The 21,067-nt window shown below is 55.3% G+C and carries 20 protein-coding genes, 1 tRNA gene and 1 pseudogene; 9 read left to right on the top strand and 13 right to left on the bottom strand.

Annotated features, from left to right (window positions below; translation table 11 throughout):
• The first annotated feature begins 161 nt into the window (after positions 1 to 161).
• Positions 162 to 2,546: a beta-N-acetylhexosaminidase gene (locus tag USF70_RS17085; protein ID WP_320735846.1), complete on the top strand. Its 2,385-nt coding sequence runs from the start codon at positions 162 to 164 to the stop codon at positions 2,544 to 2,546.
• 51 nt (positions 2,547 to 2,597) lie between these two features.
• Here USF70_RS17085 and ridA read toward each other — a convergent pair whose 3' ends face one another.
• From ridA to USF70_RS17065, 4 genes are all read right to left on the bottom strand, one after another.
• Entirely contained in the window at positions 2,598 to 2,984 is a 387-nt protein-coding gene (gene ridA / locus USF70_RS17080) for a 2-iminobutanoate/2-iminopropanoate deaminase (protein ID WP_320735845.1), read from the bottom strand.
• A 73-nt stretch (positions 2,985 to 3,057) separates the two neighbouring features.
• Positions 3,058 to 3,519 carry an aspartate carbamoyltransferase regulatory subunit gene (gene pyrI / locus USF70_RS17075; protein ID WP_023310197.1) on the bottom strand — a complete coding sequence of 154 codons (462 nt, stop codon included), beginning with the start codon at positions 3,517 to 3,519 and terminating at the stop codon, positions 3,058 to 3,060.
• A gap of 12 nt (positions 3,520 to 3,531) precedes the next feature.
• The gene (pyrB, locus tag USF70_RS17070; protein ID WP_023310198.1) at positions 3,532 to 4,464 is read right to left on the bottom strand and encodes an aspartate carbamoyltransferase; all 933 of its coding nucleotides are present in this window, start codon (positions 4,462 to 4,464) and stop codon (positions 3,532 to 3,534) included.
• Positions 4,465 to 4,498: 34 nt separating this feature from the next.
• Complete coding sequence (locus USF70_RS17065; RefSeq protein WP_022646880.1) at positions 4,499 to 4,603, bottom strand: pyrBI operon leader peptide; 105 nt, start codon at positions 4,601 to 4,603, stop codon at positions 4,499 to 4,501.
• Here USF70_RS17065 and USF70_RS17060 point away from each other — a divergent pair.
• Positions 4,583 to 4,700: pseudogene (locus USF70_RS17060) on the top strand (hypothetical protein). The gene USF70_RS17065 and the pseudogene USF70_RS17060 overlap by 21 nt on opposite strands.
• 3 nt (positions 4,701 to 4,703) lie before the next feature.
• On the opposite strand, the gene USF70_RS17055 reads toward USF70_RS17060, so the two are convergent.
• From USF70_RS17055 to arcA, 5 genes are all read right to left on the bottom strand, one after another.
• On the bottom strand, positions 4,704 to 5,183 hold the full coding sequence (locus USF70_RS17055) for an arginine repressor (protein WP_029739272.1): 480 nt from the start codon (positions 5,181 to 5,183) through the stop codon (positions 4,704 to 4,706).
• An 80-nt stretch (positions 5,184 to 5,263) separates the two neighbouring features.
• Positions 5,264 to 6,667, bottom strand: a complete 1,404-nt coding sequence (locus tag USF70_RS17050) for a YfcC family protein (RefSeq protein ID WP_033144505.1) — start codon at positions 6,665 to 6,667, stop codon at positions 5,264 to 5,266.
• A gap of 47 nt (positions 6,668 to 6,714) precedes the next feature.
• Positions 6,715 to 7,719: an ornithine carbamoyltransferase gene (argF, locus tag USF70_RS17045; protein ID WP_023310201.1), complete on the bottom strand. Its 1,005-nt coding sequence runs from the start codon at positions 7,717 to 7,719 to the stop codon at positions 6,715 to 6,717.
• 120 nt (positions 7,720 to 7,839) lie between these two features.
• The gene (gene arcC / locus USF70_RS17040) at positions 7,840 to 8,751 is read right to left on the bottom strand and encodes a carbamate kinase (protein WP_167818962.1); all 912 of its coding nucleotides are present in this window, start codon (positions 8,749 to 8,751) and stop codon (positions 7,840 to 7,842) included.
• A 10-nt stretch (positions 8,752 to 8,761) separates the two neighbouring features.
• Positions 8,762 to 9,982 carry an arginine deiminase gene (gene arcA / locus USF70_RS17035; RefSeq protein WP_199029037.1) on the bottom strand — a complete coding sequence of 407 codons (1,221 nt, stop codon included), beginning with the start codon at positions 9,980 to 9,982 and terminating at the stop codon, positions 8,762 to 8,764.
• Between the two features lie 675 nt (positions 9,983 to 10,657).
• Here arcA and USF70_RS17030 point away from each other — a divergent pair.
• Complete coding sequence (locus USF70_RS17030) at positions 10,658 to 11,110, top strand: YhcH/YjgK/YiaL family protein (RefSeq protein ID WP_320735844.1); 453 nt, start codon at positions 10,658 to 10,660, stop codon at positions 11,108 to 11,110.
• 180 nt (positions 11,111 to 11,290) lie between these two features.
• On the opposite strand, the gene USF70_RS17025 is transcribed toward USF70_RS17030, so the two are convergent.
• The 4 genes from USF70_RS17025 to argL form a co-directional block, all read right to left on the bottom strand.
• Entirely contained in the window at positions 11,291 to 11,743 is a 453-nt protein-coding gene (locus USF70_RS17025) for a DUF3828 domain-containing protein (protein ID WP_094935154.1), read from the bottom strand.
• Position 11,744: 1 nt separating this feature from the next.
• Positions 11,745 to 12,107 (bottom strand): hypothetical protein, encoded by a 363-nt coding sequence (locus tag USF70_RS17020; protein ID WP_033144509.1) that lies wholly within the window; start codon positions 12,105 to 12,107, stop codon positions 11,745 to 11,747.
• 264 nt (positions 12,108 to 12,371) lie between these two features.
• Positions 12,372 to 13,376: an ornithine carbamoyltransferase gene (gene argF / locus USF70_RS17015; RefSeq protein WP_047059078.1), complete on the bottom strand. Its 1,005-nt coding sequence runs from the start codon at positions 13,374 to 13,376 to the stop codon at positions 12,372 to 12,374.
• Complete coding sequence (gene argL / locus USF70_RS17010) at positions 13,346 to 13,441, bottom strand: putative translational regulatory protein ArgL (protein ID WP_213705005.1); 96 nt, start codon at positions 13,439 to 13,441, stop codon at positions 13,346 to 13,348. Before argL ends, argF (USF70_RS17015) begins: the two co-directional genes overlap by 31 nt.
• A gap of 99 nt (positions 13,442 to 13,540) precedes the next feature.
• Between argL and rraB the strand changes: the two genes are divergently transcribed.
• The 6 genes from rraB (at position 13,541) to hsdR (ending at position 21,018) form a co-directional block, all read left to right on the top strand.
• Positions 13,541 to 13,966, top strand: a complete 426-nt coding sequence (rraB, locus tag USF70_RS17005; RefSeq protein ID WP_069303574.1) for a ribonuclease E inhibitor RraB — start codon at positions 13,541 to 13,543, stop codon at positions 13,964 to 13,966.
• Positions 13,967 to 14,012: 46 nt separating this feature from the next.
• Entirely contained in the window at positions 14,013 to 14,771 is a 759-nt protein-coding gene (gene miaE, locus USF70_RS17000; RefSeq protein ID WP_320735843.1) for a tRNA isopentenyl-2-thiomethyl-A-37 hydroxylase MiaE, read from the top strand.
• 30 nt (positions 14,772 to 14,801) lie between these two features.
• Complete coding sequence (locus USF70_RS16995) at positions 14,802 to 15,524, top strand: topoisomerase II (protein ID WP_320735842.1); 723 nt, start codon at positions 14,802 to 14,804, stop codon at positions 15,522 to 15,524.
• A gap of 106 nt (positions 15,525 to 15,630) precedes the next feature.
• A tRNA-Leu gene (locus tag USF70_RS16990) sits at positions 15,631 to 15,715 on the top strand.
• A 186-nt stretch (positions 15,716 to 15,901) separates the two neighbouring features.
• Positions 15,902 to 17,155 carry a tyrosine-type recombinase/integrase gene (locus USF70_RS16985; protein ID WP_034493067.1) on the top strand — a complete coding sequence of 418 codons (1,254 nt, stop codon included), beginning with the start codon at positions 15,902 to 15,904 and terminating at the stop codon, positions 17,153 to 17,155.
• Between the two features lie 338 nt (positions 17,156 to 17,493).
• Positions 17,494 to 21,018, top strand: a complete 3,525-nt coding sequence (gene hsdR, locus USF70_RS16980; protein WP_320735841.1) for a type I restriction-modification system endonuclease — start codon at positions 17,494 to 17,496, stop codon at positions 21,016 to 21,018.
• The last annotated feature ends 49 nt before the right edge of the window (positions 21,019 to 21,067 follow it).

The raw sequence follows: 21,067 nt of genomic DNA, 5'->3' as shown, positions 1-21,067 counted from the left end.
CGGTGTCGCCTTTCACCCTCGCGCCTTTGGGGAGAGGGGGATGGCTTTCCTCCCAAATTCAACAACCTGTGATCTCCGTCGGCGCATTCGCTTGACGACAAATTGAGCGCATGTTAACAGAATGTTTTGCCTTTATTTGGCCCGTCAGATAAGGAACATTCATGTTACGGTACAGTCTCTTAACCGCCGGGCTGATGCTCGGCGCCTCTGCGTTTGCCGCCCCGGCAGGCGATCTCCCCCTGATGCCCTGGCCTGCGAAGGTCGAACGCCCGACGACTCAGGGCGCGTTGGTGCTCAACAACAACGTATCCATTAGCGTCAGCGGGGACGATCTCGGTGACGCCGTCAACCGCCTGCGCCAGCGCATTGCCCTGCAAACCGGCTGGACGCTGCAGCCCCAGGCTGAAAAACCAGATAAACCGACCATCCGTATCGCGATTGCCAAAAAGGTAAAACCGCAGCCGCTGCCGGACAGCGATGAAAGCTATAGGCTCACGGTGGATGCTAACGGCGTCGATATCTCCGCCAACACCCGCTTCGGCGCGCTGCGCGCCATGGAAACCCTGCTCCAGCTGATGCAGAACGGGGCGGAAAACACCTCGCTGCCGTGGGTCACCATTGAAGATTCGCCGCGCTTCCCGTGGCGCGGGCTGCTGCTCGACTCGGCTCGTCACTTTATTCCGCTGCCGGATATCAAGCGCCAGATCGACGGCATGGCCGCGGCGAAGCTCAACGTCCTGCACTGGCACTTAACCGACGATCAGGGCTGGCGCTTCAGTTCGAAGCGCTACCCTAAGCTGACGCAGCTTGCCAGCGACGGGCTGTTCTACACGCCGGAACAGATGCGCGAGGTGGTGCGTTACGCCGCCGAACGCGGTATCCGCGTGGTGCCGGAGATCGACATGCCGGGCCACGCCTCGGCGATTGCCGTAGCCTATCCGGAGCTGATGAGCGCCCCGGGGCCGTACGCCATGGAGCGCCACTGGGGCGTGCTGAAGCCGGTATTAGATCCCACAAAAGAGGCAACCTACGCCTTTGCTGACGCGATGGTCAGCGAACTGGCGGCGATCTTCCCCGATCCGTATCTGCATATCGGCGGCGATGAGGTGGACGATAGCCAGTGGAAAGCGAATGCCGCGATCCAGAATTTCATGCGCGACAACAGGCTGGCGGACAGCCACGCGCTGCAGGCGTATTTCAACCGCAAGCTGGAAACAATCCTTGAGAAGCATCACCGGCAGATGGTCGGCTGGGATGAGATCTACCATCCCGACCTGCCGAAAAGCATTCTGATCCAGTCCTGGCAGGGGCAGGACGCGCTGGGACAGGTGGCGCAGAACGGCTACAAGGGCATTCTCTCGACGGGCTTCTATCTCGACCAGCCCCAGTCCACCGCCTATCACTACCGCAACGAAATTGTCCCGCAGGGGCTGAACGGCGTGGATGTGATTGCAGACAGCGACAGCGTCCAGAGCTGGGCCTTTTCCATGCCGCGCCTGAAGGGCAAGCCGGTGGAGGGGAGCTTCACGCTGGTGAAAGGGGACGCAGGCTGGCGCGGATTTATTGATTTTGCCGGGAAATCCCGCCGCGCGGTGCAGGATATTGAATGGCGCGATGACAGCCAGGTGACGTTCACCGTCGATACGTGGATGGGCGAGACGCGCCCGGTGGTTTCCGTTGATAACGACAAGCTCACCGGCTATTTCCTGGTGGGGAATACGCGTTACCCAATCAGCGGCACGCGTCTGGACGCGGTGCCGAAAGGCATTCCGCCGGTCGTGCCGGACGTGGCGAATCAGGCCAACCTGCTCGGCGGGGAAGCCGCGCTGTGGGCGGAAAACGTGGTGGCGCCGGTGCTGGATATCCGCCTGTGGCCGCGCACCTTCGCGGTGGCGGAGCGGCTGTGGTCCGCGCAGGACGTCAACGACGTCGACAACATGTACACCCGCCTGCAGGCGATGGACAGCTGGTCGACGGTGTCTGTCGGGCTGCAGCAGCATACCCAGCAGCAGGTGCAGTTCACGCGCCTTGCCGGTAATGCCGACACGCTGCCGCTGCAGATCCTCGCTCAGGCGGTAGAACCCGCGCAGTATTACACCCGCCAGCACCTGAAGTTCCAGGCGGGAAATTATCATCAGTTCGAACCGCTCAACCGCTTCGCCGATGCGCTGAACGCCGAAAGCGCCACCGTGCGCCAGATGAACAAATGGGCGGACCGCCTGGTGAGCGATGCGGAAGACGCGGAAAGCGCCGACGCGCTGCGCCACGTCTTTAACCGCTGGCAGAGCAACACCAGCGACGCGCTGGCGCTAAGCGAAAACAGCTATCAGCTGAAGGCGATGAAGCCGGTGATCCAGGAGGTGGATAAGCTGGCCTCCATTGGCCTGAGGCTGACGGATCTGGTGGCGCGCCAGGGCACGCTGGATGATAAAGAGATAGCCTCGATTCAGAGCGAGCTGGATAACGCGGCGAAGGTTCAGGACGAGGTGGTGATTGCGGCGGTCTATCCGCTGGAGACGCTGCTCAGGGCGACGCGGAATCAGTAGCAAGCAACAAAAAAGGCAGCCTGAGCTGCCTTTTTTTATCGCCAAAGCGAATTAGCGACGTACGGCGATCGCTTCGATTTCAATTTTCACGTCTTTTGGCAGACGGGCCACTTCCACGCAGGAGCGCGCCGGGAAGGTGGCGTTGTGTTCGGTGAAGAACGCTTCGTAAGTGGCGTTAACGGTCGCGAAATCGTTCAGATCCTTCACGAAAACGGTGGTTTTCACGATATCGCCCACTTTCAGACCGGCAGATTCAACGATAGCCTGCACGTTTTCCAGCGACTGACGCGCCTGTGCCGCGACGTCTTCCGGCACCGCGCCGGTTTTTGGGTTCACCGGGATCTGACCGGAAGTGATGATGATGCTACCCAGATCAACGCCCTGAACGTAAGGGCCGATAGCCGCTGGTGCATTTTCCGTCGCGAGTACTTTGCTCATGTTTTCTCCAGAATTACAGCGTTAAGAATGTTCCCGGCCATTATAACAGCCGGGATTTCATTACCAACCTCAATTAGTTGGCCAGCACCACATAATGAGAAAACTCTTTTTCGCAGTATTTGCATTTGAGCGCGATGTCATCGGCGCGTTTTTTCACTGCAAAGCTGGAAGAAACCGGCTCAGCATGACTGATGCAGTTGCTGTTCGGGCAGACCAGCACGCTTTCGATGCGATCCGGCAGGCTCGGACGGGATTTGCCGACCACTTCATACTCGTCGATGCGGTTGACGGTGGCGTCCGGCGCGTACAGCGACAGCTGGTTGACCTGCTCGTCGGTCAGGAAGGTGTTCTCGATTTTAATCAGGTCCTTGCGGCCCATCTCGCCCGACGGCAGGTTGAGGCCGATGGTGATGCGCTGGTCGGTTTCGGTCAGTTTGAACAGCGTCAGCAGCTTAAAGCCCACCTGCGCAGGGATGTGGTCAATCACGGTGCCGCGCTTGATGGCTTCAACCTGGAGTTTGTTATCGTGTGTCATGGTCGTTTCCCCTTACAGTGCCAATTCGCGATTCAGAACCAGTGCCAGTAACGCCTGGCGGGCGAAGATGCCGTTTCCGGCCTGCTGGAAGTACCAGGCGTGCGGCGTCTTATCCACGTCTGTGGTGATCTCATCGATGCGCGGCAGCGGATGCAGCACCTTCATATTGTCGCGCGCGCCCTCGAGGTCGCTGGCGCGCAGCACGAACTGTGCCTTCACGTTGGCGTATTCGGACGGATCCAGACGCTCTTTCTGCACGCGGGTCATGTAGAGAATATCCACGTGGCTCATCACCTCTTCGATGCTGGCGTGCAGGCTCCACTGAATGCCTTTCTCATCCAGCATGTCGAGAATGTACTGCGGCATCGCCAGCGCGTCAGGCGCGATGAAGAAGAAGCGGTTGCCGTTAAATTTCGCCAACGCCTGGGTCAGGGAGTGGACGGTGCGGCCATACTTCAGGTCGCCGACCATGGCGATATTCAGGTTCTCGAGCTTGCCCTGCGTCTCCTGAATGGTGAACAGATCCAGCAGGGTCTGCGTCGGGTGCTGGTTGGCACCGTCACCGGCGTTCAGCACCGGAATGCCGCCGGAAAACTCGGTCGCCAGACGCGCCGCGCCCTCCTGCGGATGACGCATCACAATCGCGTCGACGTAGGTGCTGATCACTGAAATGGTGTCCGCCAGGGTTTCGCCTTTTTTACCCAGCGACGTGTTGCTGCTGTCCGAGAAGCCCACCACGCTCGCACCCAGGCGGTGCATGGAGGTTTCAAAGGAGAGGCGGGTGCGGGTCGAGGCTTCGAAGAAGCAGCTCGCAATCACCTTGTGCTTCAGCAGCTCCGGTTGCGGATTGGCCTTCAGTTTTGCCGCGGTTTCCAGAACCAGTTCCAGCTCTTCGCGGCTGAGGTCGTTTATGGAAATGATGTGTTTTTGATAAAGCGGATTCATGTTTATCTCCTGACGCCGGGCAAAAAAAAGCCCCTCAAATGAGGGGCTCTGGGAATAGGTTTAGCAACGGGAAGAAAAACGGCAGGCCAGCGTCTGATTTCAGACGCGGTAAGACGTTATGTCGTACACGCTTGACCATGCTTCCTCCCGGCAAATTGTCGGGCATTATACGCAGCTCGCTTTTCGGATCAAGCGATTTAATGCACGCTTTACTCAATGCAAACGGTTCTTTATGAATATTAATGCGTTCTGAGTAAATAATTAATTTGCTTATGCACCAGTGCGGTGCGCTTCACGACCCGGGGAGCGACCCAGACGATACTGCTGCCGGCCACCACGCCTAAAATTTCCGGCAGCTGGTGATAATCCAGAATACGCGCCACCGCGCGGCCATATCCGGCGACGGTATGAACAAGGATAAACTCGCTATTGTGCTCGACGCTGACCACCATTTCGGACACGGTACGCGCGGCGTCGGGGGCAGGGCGCAGCTGGGGATTCAGCGAATAAATCTTTAGCCCTTTGGCATTTCGAATTTTTATGACGCCGAGCAATTTAAGCAAACGTGAAACGGTGGACTGGCTGATGGTCTCAAAACCACGCTCCTGCAAATCCCGGCGGATCTCCTCCTGAGAGAGATAGCTTTTTTCTGCGATCAGGCGCTGGCAGACCGTCAGCTGTAGTTGCTCTTTGGGAGAGTACTCTTCGTAATCCATCATAGTTCCCATATCAGTTCCTGAAATAACCGGTGGCACCGCACCGATCCGTAGGCCGGATAAGCGCAGCGCCATCCGGCAAATCACAACAAGGCACCCAGACTTAACGCCACCATAATCACCACCGTTAAAATGCCCAGCAGCGGCGCCACCCATTTCAGATAGCGCACGTAGGGCACGCGGGCGATAGCCAGCCCGCCCATCACGACGGCAGAAGTGGGCGTGACGAGGTTAACGATGCCGGAGGCCGACTGGTAAGCCGTCACCACCAGGTCGCGGTTGACGTTAGCGAAATCGGCAAGCGGCGCCATGATCGGCATCGTCAGAACGGCCAGGCCGGATGAAGAAGGCACAAGAAACGACAGCACGACCTCCAGCCAGTACATCACGTTAATAAACGCTACCGTGGACAACCCGCTGACCAGCCCTTCCGCGCTGTGCAAAATGGTGTGGGTAATCATGCCCTTATCCATGATGACTACGATACCGCGCGCGATGCCGATAATCAGCGCGACGCCCAGCAAATCTCGCGCGCCGTTGATAAACGTCGACGTCAGCTCCTCTTCGCTCATGCGGGCAATCAGGCCGACGATAATCGCGCTGGCGAGAAACACCGCCGAGATCTCCGCCATCCACCAGCCCAGCACCGCCACGCCGTAGATCATCACCGCGAAGGCGAGGGCGAAAATCACCAGGATGATTTTGCGCACCGGGGTGAATTCCAGCGACTGTTCGCCCTTGTCGCCGAGGAAGTGGGCGCGGTTCTCTTCCTGTTTGTCTGCGACGATCGACAGCGACGGATCCTGGCGCACCTTACGGGCGTAACGCATCACCCACGCCACGCAGATGACCCAGCCGATGACCAGCAGCGCCACGCGCAGGGCGATGCCGTTAGTGAAGGGGATCCCGGCGGCGTTGGCGGCGATCACCGTGGCAAACGGGTTAATGGTAGAGCCGAGCGTGCCGATCCCCGCCCCGAGCAGCACGGTGGACGCGGCGACAACCGGATCGAACCGGGCGGCCAGCATCACCGGTACCAGCAGGGTGTAGAACGGCAGCGACTCTTCGGCCATGCCGTAAATCGTGCCGCCTGCGGCAAACAGCGCCATCAGGATCGGGATCATCCACTCCTCGCGCCCGCGCAGCCGCGTAGTGACGCGTTCGATCCCGGCGTCAATCGCCCCGGTTTTGGTGACGATCCCGAGAAAACCGCCGATGATCAGGATAAACAGCGCGACGTCGATCGCCCCGGCCTGGCCGGAGACCGGATCGTACAGCCCGGCGATGGGCGCCATCAGGACGGAAACCAGCCCCTGCGGATGTGCCGCCACGTGCGCGTACGTTCCGGCAATCGGGACTTCTTTACCGAGGGTTTCGTTCATCGCCATCTGGTACTGACCGGCGGGGACGACCCAGCTCAGCGCCGCCACAACGGCAATCAGGAAAAAGAGAATGGTGTAAGCGGAGGGAAACTTAAACTTGCCCATGATGTTCTCCTTAAACCCGGCGCACCCCGCGGCGCGCCGGGCGGTGATTAGTCGCCGAGTGTCGCCACCATGACCGCTTTAATGGTGTGCATGCGGTTCTCTGCTTCGTCGAAGACGATGGAGTTCGGTGATTCGAAGACCTCTTCCGTCACCTCCAGCCCCTTCAGGCCGTAGGCCATCTCGATCTCGCGGCCCACTTTGGTGTGTTCGTTGTGGAACGCCGGCAGGCAGTGCATAAACTTGACGTTCGGGTTGCCGGTGGCCTTCATCACGTCCGCGTTGATTTGATACGGCTTCATCAGGCTGACGCGCTCGGCCCAGGCTTCCTTCGGCTCGCCCATGGAGACCCACACGTCGGTGTAGAGGAAATCGGTCCCCCGCACGCCTTCTTCCACGTCGTCGGTGAGGGTGATGCGCGCGCCCGTCTCTTTCGCGATGGCGCGGCACTGCTCAACCAGCCCGGCTTCCGGCCAGAAGGATTTCGGCGCGACGAGGCGGATATCCATCCCCATCTTGGCCGCGCCGACCATCAGCGAGTTGCCCATGTTGTTGCGCGCGTCGCCCAGGTAGGCAAAGCTCAGCTCCGGCAGGGTTTTGCCCGGCGCGTGCTCCAGCATGGTCATCAGGTCGGCGAGGATCTGCGTTGGGTGGAACTCGTCGGTCAGGCCGTTCCACACCGGCACGCCCGCGTACTCGCCCAGCTCTTCGACGATGGCCTGGCCGTAGCCGCGGTATTCGATGCCGTCATACATGCGGCCCAGCACGCGGGCGGTGTCTTTCATCGACTCTTTATGGCCGATCTGCGAGCCGCTTGGGCCGAGGTAGGTCACCTGCGCGCCCTGGTCGAACGCGCCCACTTCGAATGCGCAGCGGGTGCGGGTGGAGGTTTTTTCAAAAATCAGGGCGATGTTTTTCCCGACCAGGGTTTGCTTTTCACGTCCGGCTTTTTTGGCCGCTTTCAGCTCGATGGCGAGGTCGATCAGGTACTGGATCTCCGCCGGGGTGTAGTCCAGCAGTTTCAGGAAGTTGCGGTTTTTCAGGTTGATGGTCATGTGGGAAATCCTTTTAAAAATTAGCTGTCTGATGCCCTCACCCCGGCCCTCTCCCACAGGGAGAGGGGGGCTTACATTCCCTCTCCCACAGGGAGAGGGTTAGGGTGAGGGGAAAACGACTCAGTTACGAATCAACGTGCCTTTCTCGCCCGCCAGGATCTCAGCGCCGTCGGCCAGCGCGCCGATCCCGGCAATGCCGTTGCAGGCTTCTACAAACTCGCGGCAGGCGGCCACTTTCGGCCCCATCGATCCGGCGTCGAACTGCATGCCTCTGAGCAGCTCCGGCGTTACCTGCGCCAGCGGGCGCTGGGTCGGCTTGCCCCAGTCGAGGTACACCGCGTCGGCATCGGTCAGGATCAGCAGGGCGTCGGCCTCGATCTGGCGCGCCAGCAGGGCGGCGGAGAGGTCTTTGTCGATCACCGCCTCAATGCCGCGATAGCCGTTGGCGTTCTCCACTACCGGCACGCCGCCGCCGCCGTTGCAGATCACCAGGTGATCGCGCTGGATCAGCGCCGTGATGGCGTCGCTCTCGACGATGCGCTTCGGCTGCGGTGACGGCACCACGCGGCGGACGTAGCTTCCGTCGGCCTTAAACACCCAGCCTTTTTCCGCCGCCAGGCTTTTCGCCTGGGCTTCGCTGTACACCGGGCCGATGTATTTGGTCGGGTTGCTGAAGGCCGGGTCGGCGGCGTCCACTTCCACCTGGGTGAGCAGGACGCTCACCTCGCGCTGCGGCAGATGGTTTTTCAGCGCCTGCTGGAGCATGTAGCCGATCATTCCCTGGCTTTCGGCGCCGAGAACGTCCAGCGGGTAGGGCGTGACTTTGTCGTAGGCGCTGTTCTGCAGCGCCAGCAGCCCGACCTGCGGTCCGTTGCCGTGCACCAGCACCACGCGCCACTGCTCTGTTAATCCGGCGATGGTGCGGGCGGCCTGCTCGATGTTCTGGCGCTGGATTTCGGCTTCCAGCGGCTCGCCGCGCTTGAGCAGCGCGTTGCCGCCCAGGGCCACAACCAGAGTGGGTTTTCGTTCCATGATGGCTCCTTTAAATTCCGTCGCGTTCCAGCGGGCAGCTCATGCAGCGCGCGCCGCCGCGGCCGCGTCCGAGTTCGTCTCCCGGGATAGGCAGCACGGTGATGCCCGCTTTGTCGTACTTCTCGTTGGTCCAGACGTTGCGCTCGTAGCCGATCACCACGCCCGGGCGGATGGTCAGCACGTTGTTGGCGTCGTTCCACTGCTCGCGTTCGGCTTCGAAGGCGTCGCCGCCGGTGGTGATCAGGCGCACCTGGTTAATGCCGAGCGCTTTCTCGATGGCGTGCAGCAGGTCGGTTTCCTGGGTGCGCAGCAGGCCGCCGCGTCCGTCCGGGGTGAGCGTCCAGCACTGGGCGTCCTTGCGCACCACTTCCGGGTAGACGGAGAAGGTGTCCACGTCGATGTGGGTCATGACGGTGTCGAGGTGCATGCAGGAGCGGTGTTTTGGCAGCTCAACGGCGATCACGCGCTCGGCCTGACGGTGTTTGAACAGGCTGTTGGCGAGGAACTCCACGCCTTGCGGCGTCGTGCGCTCGGACATGCCGATCAATACCGCCCCGCGGCCAATCACCAGTACGTCGCCGCCTTCTAGCGTGGCGTGGTCGTAATTAATATTCTCGTCGCCGAAATACTTAATAAAATCGCCGTCGGCAAACGCCGGGTGCCAGCGATATATTGCCCGCAGGTTATTGGTTTCACGCTGACGGGCCGGTTTCGCCATTGGGTTAATAGAGACGCCGTTATAGATCCAGCACGAGGTGTCGCGGGTAAATAAATGGTTCGGCAGCGGCTTCATAATAAAATCATTCGCCGTGTGGGTATCCACCACCATATTTTTAATGGCCGCCGGAATTTCGCCGTAGGTTAATCCGCCGCTTAATCTGCGCGCCAGTTCGCGGTGCGGCATATCCGCCAGCCAGCCGCGGACGTCGCCGGCAAAGGTCGGGCCGAGGCGATAGTCAGAGATTTGGGTGTCCAGAAGCCAGGCTTTCGCTTCTGCAATATCAAGGATTTGTGTCAGAAGGTCGGTCAACAGCAGGACTTCCACACCCTGCTCGCGCAGCGTGTTGGCGAAGATGTCATGCTCCTCACCCGCCCGCTCAACCGAGAGCACGTCATCGAAAAGCAGCTCCTGACAGTTTGATGGCGTTAAACGTTTCAGACTTAAATTAGGACGATGCAGCATAACGCTACGCAATTGACCAATTTCAGAACCGACGTAATGCTTTTCCATAATTATTCCTTTAACTGTTTTTCAGAATAAAAAGGGCATGCGCCATGTGATGTGTTTAATTTCATGGCGGCTAAGCTCAATTGATTTCGTGATTCATACTAGGCAGTTAAATAATCCGTATTGTGATATCGCTCACGCGAAACTGGATATTAAGGGGTTTGTTTTCATTTGCATGATTCGCGTCAGATAATGATTGATTTCATATTATTGAGGGGTGAATAGCTAAGCAGGATCCGCTGGCATTATTCGATGTTGTTATTATTTTGTAGATTTTAATGTTTTGAAATATATCGTTATGTGACTGATTTTAAATGATAAATATCATGAGCAAGAATGGCTATGCAATTAACGTAATTAACTATTTTCGACTTAATGAAAATCAATAAATAATTATGGTTTTTTAGAGAAAATTATCAAAACAGTAAAGTGTGAGGCGGCAACGGGTTTTGTTAATTAGAGAGCATGATCAAGAGGTTAGAACAGCCGTCCGACAAGCGCTGATCGAGGTTATGCATAACCCCTGCATAATTGCCTGGACAGGATTAACAGTGGGTTAACACCTTTCCCGATAAACATGCGCTCGCGCAAACCTCTTCGAAAAAGGGCTGGTATGGCAGTCTTAACTCTCGTATAAAAGATAAAAATGAAACGTTGTTTTACGTAGAGGGATTTCACATGATTATCGGCAACATCCACCATCTGCAGCCCTGGCTGCCTGACGCGCTGCGCCAGGCCATTGAGCACGTTAAAGCCCACGTCACCGACGCCACGCCGCTCGGCAAGCACGACATCAACGGCAGCAGCCTGTTTTATCTGGTCTCGGAAGATATGACCCAGCCGTTCGTCGAGCGCCGCGCCGAGTACCACGCGCGCTATCTGGATATCCAGATCGTGATGAAGGGGCAGGAGGGGATGACCTTCAGCACCCTGCCGCACGGCACGCCGGACACCAACTGGCTGGCGGACAAAGACATCGCGTTCCTGCCGGAAGGCGAGCAGGAAAAAACCGTGGTGCTGAGCGAAGGGGATTTTGTGGTGTTCTGGCCGGGTGAAGTGCATAAGCCGCTGTGCGCGGTGGGGACGCCTGCGAAGGTGCGCAAGGTTGTTGTGAAGATGCTGATTAGCTAATCGGGTTTACTCCCTCTCCCACAGGGAGAGGGCCGTATCGGTGCTTGATTTGCCCGGTGGCGCTGCGCTTACCGGGCCTACGATTATTGATATCGTTGCACAAAGCAGGCCGGGTAAGCGCAGCGCCACCCGGCAAGAAAGGCGCACTGAACCACTAGAGTGATAAGAACTTTGTTTGGCTCATTTAGAGATAGCCAGATTTCTTGAAAAATCCGCATTAGAAACTGACTGTACCTTCCATAAGTTGTTTTCTTTAACCATGCAGTCTATGACTACGTGCTCCTGCTTTTTGCCAAATGCAATGTATACGTTGACACAAACTGGATCGGTATCCCCGGCTATGGCTGTTACATTCTGGGGCCAGTCATCGCCAACGTATTGCGCTTTTAAAAACATATCGGCTTCGTAAAACTCTTCGTCGGCATAACGCGGATCCTGCGTATGACGGAGTTTTTTCATTGTTGATGCTGTGACATATTTATCTATTTCGTTTCCATCAGTAATGGGAAATGCATCTTTGTTGATTTGATTAACGTACCAGCTGTTAAATTTTACAGCACGCTCAATCGGCTCAGAGTGGCCAGCCATTACAGAGAAAGAAAATATGAAGAGAAGCAGTAAGATATTTTTCATATCAGTAGTGCCTGTAAAGGGTGATTTTTGGCTGTATCTTACGATATGTCTGGCCGGGATAAAGGCTGTTCTGTTTAAAATCTGAATACCAGGTGCCCGATCCGTCGTAGATACATGCATGCCCATTCTGATGCGCACCTGGTAATGCGTCAATTACTGCGACATCACCCTCAATGGGTGTGCCGTACACCTTGCTGAATCCTGCCTTCTCAAGAGAGCGCCAGAAGTTTTTTGCATCAGCACCATCAATTTTCAAACCTCCGGCACGAATAGCTGCAGCGACGGCGCGAGCGCAGTAACCCGTACTGTTATGATGTGCGTGGCTGCGGGCATATGACACAGCTTCATGCTTATTCCATGACATAAAATAATCCTTATTTTATTAACGAAACGTAGTAATAAGGAAACATTACACCGGATATTTACAATGGTTTGTAATTGATAATGATCTAATATTAACCATCATCAATCTAATAAATAATGGTTAATAAAATTATAAATACATATTATGGTTGATGCTTATCTGAGGATGCGTCAGTAAAATGATTTTTTTGCTCGTAAACTGGAAATGATTATCTGCTGAAAAATAATTCAGCAGATAATCACCATCTCAAGGTAAGAGAGAGGCTCACTCCCCAAGCGTCGCCACCATCACCGCCTTAATCGTATGCATCCGGTTTTCCGCCTGGTCGAACACGATGCTCGCCGCCGACTCAAACACCTCGTCCGTCACTTCCATCCCGCCGTGCAGGTCGAACTCTTTCGCCATCTGCTTGCCGAGCGTGGTCTGGTCGTCATGGAACGCCGGCAGACAGTGCAGGAACTTCACGTTCGGGTTGCCGGTCAGCGCCATCATCTGCGCATTCACCTGATACCCGCGCAGCAGCGCAATCCGCTCCGCCCACTTCTCTTTGGCTTCGCCCATCGACACCCAGACGTCGGTATAGATAAAGTCCGCGCCCTTCACGCCTGCCGCCACGTCTTCCGTCAGGACAATCTTCCCGCCGTGCTTCTCCGCCAGCGCGCTGCACTCCGCCACCAGGCTCTCTTCCGGCCAGCAGGCTTTCGGGGCCACCAGGCGCAGATCCAGCCCGGTCAGCGCTGCCGCTTCCAGCATCGAGTTGCCCATGTTGTTGCGCGCATCGCCCGCGTAGACCAGCGTCATCTCGTTAAACGCCTTGCCCGGCAGGTGCTCCTGCATGGTCAGCAGGTCCGCCAGCAGCTGGGTTGGATGGAACTCGTTGGTCAGCCCGTTCCACACCGGCACGCCCGCATACTGCGCCAGCGTTTCGACCACTTCCTGGCCGTGGCCGCGATACTGAATGCCGTCATACATCCGCCCGAGAACCCGCGCGGTGTCCTTAATTGACTCTTTATGCCCAATCTGGCTGCCGCTCGGCCCTAAATAGGTGACGCGCGCGCCCTGGTCAAATGCGGCAACTTCGAAAGAGCAACGTGTACGGGTCGAGTCTTTTTCGAAGATGAGCGCGATGTTTTTACCGGTAAGCTTCTGTACTTCCTTGCCATTTTTTTTATCGGCTTTTAGCTGTGCGGCAAGAGTCAGCAGAGAAGTGAACTGTGCAGGGGTAAAGTCGAGCAGTTTCAGAAAGTGTTTCTTGTATAAATCGGACATCTTATCCTCGCATGGCGAACGCCACTTATTGAATTAAAATTCACTTTATATGTGTAATTATTCATTTGCAACCCCGTTTCACAAATCTTTCTTACAAAGGTGGAGGCAAACCCGTCCGTGTGTGAAAATAGAAGTATCTGCCGCACTTTAAAGAGGATTGAGCCATGGCAAACCCGGAACACCTGGAAGAGCAACGCGAAGAGACGCGTCTGATTATTGAAGAACTGCTGGAAGACGGTAGCGATCCGGACGCGCTGTACACCATCGAGCACCATTTCTCTGCGGATGATTTCGACGCGCTGGAAAAACTGGCCGTGGAAGCCTTCAAGCTGGGTTACGAAGTGACCGAGCCGGAAGAGCTGGAAGTGGAAGAGGGCGATACCGTCATCTGCTGCGACATCCTGAGCGAAGGCGCGCTGAAGGCGGAGCTGATCGACGCGCAGGTAGAACAGCTGATGAACCTGGCCGAGAAGTTTGAAGTGGAATACGACGGCTGGGGAACCTACTTCGAAGATCCGAACGGTGAAGACGGCGAAGAAGGCGACGACGAAGATTACATCGACGAAGACGACGACGGCGTGCGTCACTAAGCGTTTCAGGCGGTGGCGCGCGCCACCGCTTTTTCAAGGCAGAACCATGGATTACCCGCAGATACTCGCCCCCGTACTCAACTTCCTCCAGTGCCCGACCCCGCAAGCATGGATTGATAAAGCCCGCGACCCGGCGAACCTGCCGCTGCTGCTCACCGACCACATGGTGTGCGAGCTCAAGGCCGCCCAGACCGCGCTGCTGCTGGTGCGTAAATACGTCGCCGACGAAAGCGGTGCCGACGCGCTGCTCGACTGGCTCAAACCCTACGAACAGTTCACCTTCCGCGACGGCCCGGAGCCGGACTTCATCGCCCTGCATAAGCAGATTGGCAAAAGCGTGATGCCCAAAACCGACGATCCGTGGGGCCAGGCGCTCATCGACAGCATGGTGCTGCTGATTAAAGAAGAGCTGCACCACTTCTGGCAGGTGCGCGAGGCGATGCTGGCCCGCGACATTCCGTACGTCAAAATCACCGCCAGCCGCTACGCCAAAGGGATGCTGAAGGAAGTGCGCACTCACGAACCGCTGACGCTGATCGACAAGCTCATCTGCGGCGCCTACATCGAAGCCCGCTCCTGCGAACGCTTCGCCGCGCTGGCCCCGTTCCTCGACGACGACCTGCAGAAGTTCTATCTCTCGCTGCTGCGCTCGGAAGCGCGCCACTATCAGGACTACCTGACGCTTGCCCGGCAGGTGAGCGACGAGGATATCTCACCGCGTATAAAGCTTTTTGGCGAAATTGAAGCCACACTTATCTCGACACCGGACAACGAGTTTCGCTTCCACAGCGGCGTGCCGGTGTAAACCGGCACAACTCAAGGATAAGGATGCGAGATGAATAAAACGTGGACCCGTACCGTGATGGTTGTTGCGGTGGCCGCCGCCGTGGCGTTCTGGGTGTTCTTCGACAGGCAGCGCGCTCCGGAACGGCAGATGGATTCCGCCCTTAACGCGATGCCCGCCTGGCAGGTGATTAAGGAGCAGGAGCCCGCGCTGCATCAGCGCATCCTCGACCAGATGGCCGCCCTGCAAAAAGCGGGCGAGCCGGAGCAGCAGATTATCGACACCATCCAGCCGCAGATCCTGCATCTGCAGATGTCGCGCCTGCAAAACGCCCCGGACGCCAACGTGGTGAACTACATGACCATCAACATGGAGCAAACCGCCGCCATCCAGAAGGTGAGCGACGACGCCTGCTTCCGCTTCCTCTACCCGACGGTGAAGGGCGGCGTGAACCCGATGCGCATGCTGGATAAAGACCTGATGACGCGGCGCATGCAGGCCGACGCCGACATGATGCGCGCGGCCTACGGCAAAAACCGCCACACCGTGACCCCCGCCGAACGTGAGGCGGCTGTTGAGGACGTGCGGCCGATTATGAAGCAACTTGCCGATAAGTACGGCGAGGACATCCAGCTGCTGCAGATGCCGGAAAAGGCGGCGGGCAAGGAGAAGCTCTCCTGCGATATGGTGCAGGAGATGTGGGCGAAGGTGCTTGCGTTGCCGGAGCAAAAGGCGGCGGGGGTGATTCGGCTGGCGGTGTCTGAACTGGAGTGACGAAGGGCGCTGGTTTTTTGGGCACTTAGCGCGGGTTTAGCGCGTCGTCGCTTGCATGGCGGCGCGCGACAGGTATAATCCACAACGTTTCCGCATCCCCTTCTGTGCCGAAGTGGCGAAATCGGTAGACGCAGTTGATTCAAAATCAACCGTAGAAATACGTGCCGGTTCGAGTCCGGCCTTCGGCACCATCGGAACATCAATAGACGTCAACGGACGTCTTTTTTTGTGCCTGAAATCCAGTATTTACCCATCATTCCCGCTATATTAACTCTCTCAAGGTCAACCGACTTCAACGTACATCTACCAACAGATGTTGGTACAGATGATGGTATTTCCGGTTCGATAATGCTTGTACCAACAGGGAGGGGATAAGCATGGCTCTAACAGATATCAAAGTCAGAACAGCCAAGCCAACAGATAAGCAATATAAGCTGACCGATGGCAACGGTATGCACCTTCTTGTTCATCCAAATGGCTCTAAGTACTGGCGTTTGCAGTACCGATTTAGCGGAAAGCAAAAGATGCTGGCTCTGGGTGTTTACCCTGATGTGTCTCTCGCTGATGCAAGGGCTCGCCGTGATGAAGCTCGTAAGCTTTTGGCAAACAGCATTGATCCGGGAGATAAAAAGAAAAATGATAAGGTTGAGCAGGAAGAAGCACGTACTTTCGAACAACTTGCTATTGAGTGGCATGCCACAAATAAAAAGTGGTCGGAAGAACATAGTCGTCGGGTGCTGAAAAGCCTAGAGGACAATCTCTTTCCCGCCATTGGTAAGCGGAATATCATTGATCTCAAAACTCGAGACCTGCTGGCCCCAATCAAAGCGGTAGAGTTGTCGGGGCGACTTGAGGTGGCTTCCCGTCTACAGCAGCGTACTACCGCAATTATGCGCTATGCGGTACAGAGCGGTTTGCTTGATTATAACCCGGCACAGGAGATGGCCGGTGCCGTTGCTTCAAGTAACAGGCAGCATAGGCCTGCGTTAGAGTTGAGACGTACTCCCGAACTGCTTCAGCGCATTGATAGCTATACCGGCAGGCCTTTGACTCGTCTTGCCGTTGAGCTAACTCTTCTTGTCTTCATCCGCTCCAGCGAATTGCGTTTTGCTCGTTGGTCTGAGATCGATTTTGAAACATCAATGTGGACCATACCCGCAGAGCGCGAGGCTATTGAAGGGATAAAGCACTCTCAGCGCGGCTCAAAAATGCGTACACCTCATTTGGTGCCGTTATCTCGTCAGGCGTTAGCAATCCTTAAACAGGTACACAAACTTAGTGGCGATCGCGATTTTGTTTTCATTGGCGATCACGACCATCGCAAACCGATGAGTGAAAACACGGTGAACAAATCTTTGCGAGTGATGGGATATGACACACAGGTTGAAGTCTGCGGTCACGGTTTCAGGACAATGGCGTGTAGTTCGTTGATTGAGTCAGGGTTGTGGTCGAGAGATGCAGTGGAACGGCAGATGAGCCATATGGAGCGTAACTCTGTGCGAGCGGCTTACATTCACAAAGCTGAGCATCTTGATGAGCGCAAACTGATGCTGCAATGGTGGGCTGATTTTCTGGATGCGAATAGGGATAAGGCGGTGAGTCCGTTTGACTTTGCCAAGCTTGGGCGGTGATTAGCCGCGGTTTCTCCCACAACATGCGGAGTGGGGACTTTGCATAAGTTAAAGCAGTCTATCCAAAGGAGACCAACAGTGCCAGCAGTGATGCTGGTGCTGCTAGTTAATGACGCTGCTAATTTTTTGTCTATTTTGCAATATGCGTTATGTCTCTCGATAGTAACCCTGTGTTAAATATCGATAGGGCCAGTCTGCCGCAATGAAGAATCGAAAGAAAGTATTGATTTAAGTGGGGGAGTGTTTACTTACCTGTTCTGACCGGTTTTTTTCGATACAATGCTACCAGTATTTAACTAATTCTAAGCACAGGCGCTTTATAATCGAGAGGCGATTGAATGGATGCTTTAAGGGCTACAACATCGACAAATTTCAGTTTTCTCGCTGAACATGACCCGCTGTTTCTACAAATCGCCGCTGCTGCAGAAAATGCCTTCTCAGGCGATCCCAACACCACCTTGATTAAATTGCGCCAACTAGGTGAAGCCTTAGCACAACATATTGCTGCGCTGGTCGGGCTCACGTTTGATGAACCGCCCACTCAGGCTGATTTACTCTACCGCCTCAATCGCGAGCTAAAATTTGAACCCACGGTACGCGAGCTATTTCATCTATTGCGGATAGAGGGCAACAAGGCCACTCACCAGTTCAAAACCAAGCACAAAGAGGCGCTGGATGGCTTAAAAGTGGCGCGAGCGCTAGCTATCTGGTTCCACCAATCTTTCGGCAAGCAGGGCGCGGCCTTTAAACCCGGCGCTTTTATTGCTCCCCCAGACCCGAGCAATCAGCTCAGGCAACTCCAAACGGAAATCGATCGCCTCAAAAGTGAGCTCACTAACGCCAACATACAGCTAGATTCCAGCCAACAGCTGCAAAAGTTACTGGTGCAGGAAAAGAGTGAATATGAAATGCTGGCGCTAGCCATGGATGATGAAACCAAGGTGTTAGCATCGCAGGCGAAAGAACAGGAAATTGAACTCGAAAAGCTTCGACAACAATACGATGAAAAACTAAAAAACCTACAAGCACAGCTGACCGAAAAAGATGAAAAGCAGGCCCGAACACGACGGCAAGAGTTTACCCAGAAGAGCCGCCGTGCCAGCCAACATATCGCGTTAAATGAAGAACTCACACGTATACTAATTGACCAAAACTTAAATGATGCGGGCTGGTTTGCTGACAGTCAGGAACTGACCTGGGCTAACGGAACTCGCCCTGAAAAGGGGATCAACAAAGCCATTGCCGAATGGCCTACGGAGCATCAGGGTAAAAAAGGTCGCGCTGATTACGTTCTTTTTTGCGGCTTAACTCCGCTGGCCACGGTCGAAGCCAAAAAAGAAAACACCGATGTTGCGGGAAAAATTCCGCAAGCAGAGCGCTACAGTAAAGGCTTCAAAATCACTTTCCCCATGATCGGTGCATGGGAGCGGGAAGGCAGAACCATTGCATGGGCGGATGAAACTGACGGGCATTACATTATCCCGTTTGTATACTCCTGCAACGGTCGCCCCTACGTGCCACAGTTGGCCGAGTCATCAGGAACTTGGTTCAGGGATGTGCGAGAACCGTCCAACATCCGCCGTGCGCTGCAAAAGTTTCATACCCCACAGGGCTTGCTGGATAAGCTCGAACGCAGCAAAGACAGCGCCGAACAGAAGTTAAAGCAAGAAGGCTTCGCTTACCTCCGGTTACGTGATTATCAGCAAAAGGCCATTCTCGCCGTTGAAAGCACATTGGCGCAAAACATCCGCAATGCCCTGCTGGCGATGGCGACCGGCACCGGGAAAACACGCACCATTGTTGGCTTGATGTACCGTTTTCTGAAAACTGAACGCTTCAAGCGCATCCTGTTTCTGGTTGACCGCACGGCTTTGGGCGACCAAGCCACGGACACCTTCAAAGAAGCGCCGTTGGAGCAAAACCAGACGCTGTCTCAGATTTACAATATCGCTGAGCTCGGCGATATGGCGACACAGGCAGAAACTCGAGTACAGGTCGCGACGGTACAGGCCATGGTTAGCCGCATTTTTGCCTCGGACACCCCCCCGCCGGTGGATGAGTTCGACTGCATCATCGTTGATGAAGCCCACCGAGGCTACACTTTAGATCAAGAAATGACGGAAGGGGAGCTCTCGACCCGTGACGCCAGCCAATACCTCTCTAGCTACCGTCGGGTGCTCGATTATTTCGACGCGGTAAAAATCGGCCTTACCGCCACCCCGGCGAAACACACCAGCGATATCTTCGGCAAACCGATTTACATTTACTCCTACCGAGAAGCCGTGGCTGATGATTGGCTTATCGATCATGAACCTCCAATCCGTTATGAAACGCTGCTGACGCAAAATGGCATCCACTTTGACAAAGGGAGTCAGGTACATGCCATTAATATCCACACCGGAGAGGTTGAGATGGACCAGCTAGAAGACGAGCTGGATTTCAACGTCGATGCATTTAACCGTGGCGTCATCAGTGAAAACTTTAATCGGGTTATTTGCCAACAACTCGTGAAAGAGCTCGACCCCTTTGGCGAAGAGAAAACGTTGGTTTTCTGCGTTACAGACAAACATGCCGACATGGTCAAACGCCTGCTGGATGAAGCGTTCTCTGCCGAATATGAAAACTATAATCAAGCGGCCGTAGAAAAAATCACTGGTGAAAGTGACAAAGTCAAACAGCTGATCAAACGTTATAAAAATGAGCGTTATCCGAATATTGCAGTCACCGTTGATTTGCTTAGTACCGGCATTGATGTGCCGAAGATTTGTAATCTGGTTTTCTTGCGTCGGGTGAAGTCACGTATTTTATTTGAACAGATGATAGGCCGCGCAACGCGCCGCTGTGATGACATTGGCAAAACGGTCTTCCGTATTTACGATCCAGTGGATATTTATGAGGCCCTCAGCGACGTCAATACTATGAAACCGTTGGTCAAAGACCCCAATATCACGCTTGAGCAATTGGTCAGCGAGCTAACCGATACTGAACAGCTTGAAAAAGCGCTCAACAGCCCCGGCGAACAGACAGGTGAAACTCAGGCTGATATGGTGCTCAGTCAGTTAAGCCAAAAGGTGATGCGCATCCTGCGTAAAGCGGAAAAACGTGCAGAAAATCGCCCAGCGGTGAAACAAAAATTGGCTGACCTCCATCAACTGTGGGGCGTTGAGCCAAAACAGCTGCATCAATATCTGCATCACTTAGGGCCGCGTCAGGCGGCAGCCTTCATCCAACAACAGCAAGGGCTAATTAGCCAGCTCAACGAGATAACTACATTACTCGGAAGTGAATACCGGCCGATTATTTCTGAGCATCATGACCAACTACAGGAACGTAATCAGAGCTACGGTAGCCATCAGCGGCCAGAAGATTACCTGGAAAGCTTTGCGGATTTTATTCAGCAGCAGCTTAACCAATCCACTGCGCTGGCCGTGGTTGTCAACAAACCTCGCGACCTCACTCGTGAACAGCTTAAAGAGATCCGCTTATTATTAGACGGTGCGGGCTATTCCGAAGCTAAACTACAAACTGCCGTGCGTAATCAAACTAATCAGGATATCGCCGCCAGCATTGTCGGCCATATTCGCCGTGCTGCACTAGGGGAACCGCTTGTGCCTTTTGCACTGCGCGTATCACAGGCAATGATCAACATTTATAACAGCCGCGCATGGACAACCCAGCAACGAAAATGGCTGGATCGTCTGGCAAAACAGCTAGTTCATGAAGTGATCATTGATCACCAATTTATTAACAGTAGTTTTGCTGATGATGGCGGCGTAAAACAGCTCAATAAGATATTGGTAGACCAACTGGACAGCGTGCTGGATGAACTTAACGGTGCGATATGGCCACAACAAAGCGCCTGATTCTGGTAAAATTCGCTGGCGAAACTCGCCTTTTTTAATCGCGCTTGCG

Origin of the sequence: Enterobacter sp. 237C8 (assembly GCF_034106865.1) — a bacterium.
Classification (GTDB): domain Bacteria; phylum Pseudomonadota; class Gammaproteobacteria; order Enterobacterales; family Enterobacteriaceae; genus Enterobacter; species Enterobacter asburiae_B.
The sequence above is the reverse complement of the archived record's forward strand: the minus strand, read 5'-3'. Positions and strand labels throughout refer to the sequence as shown.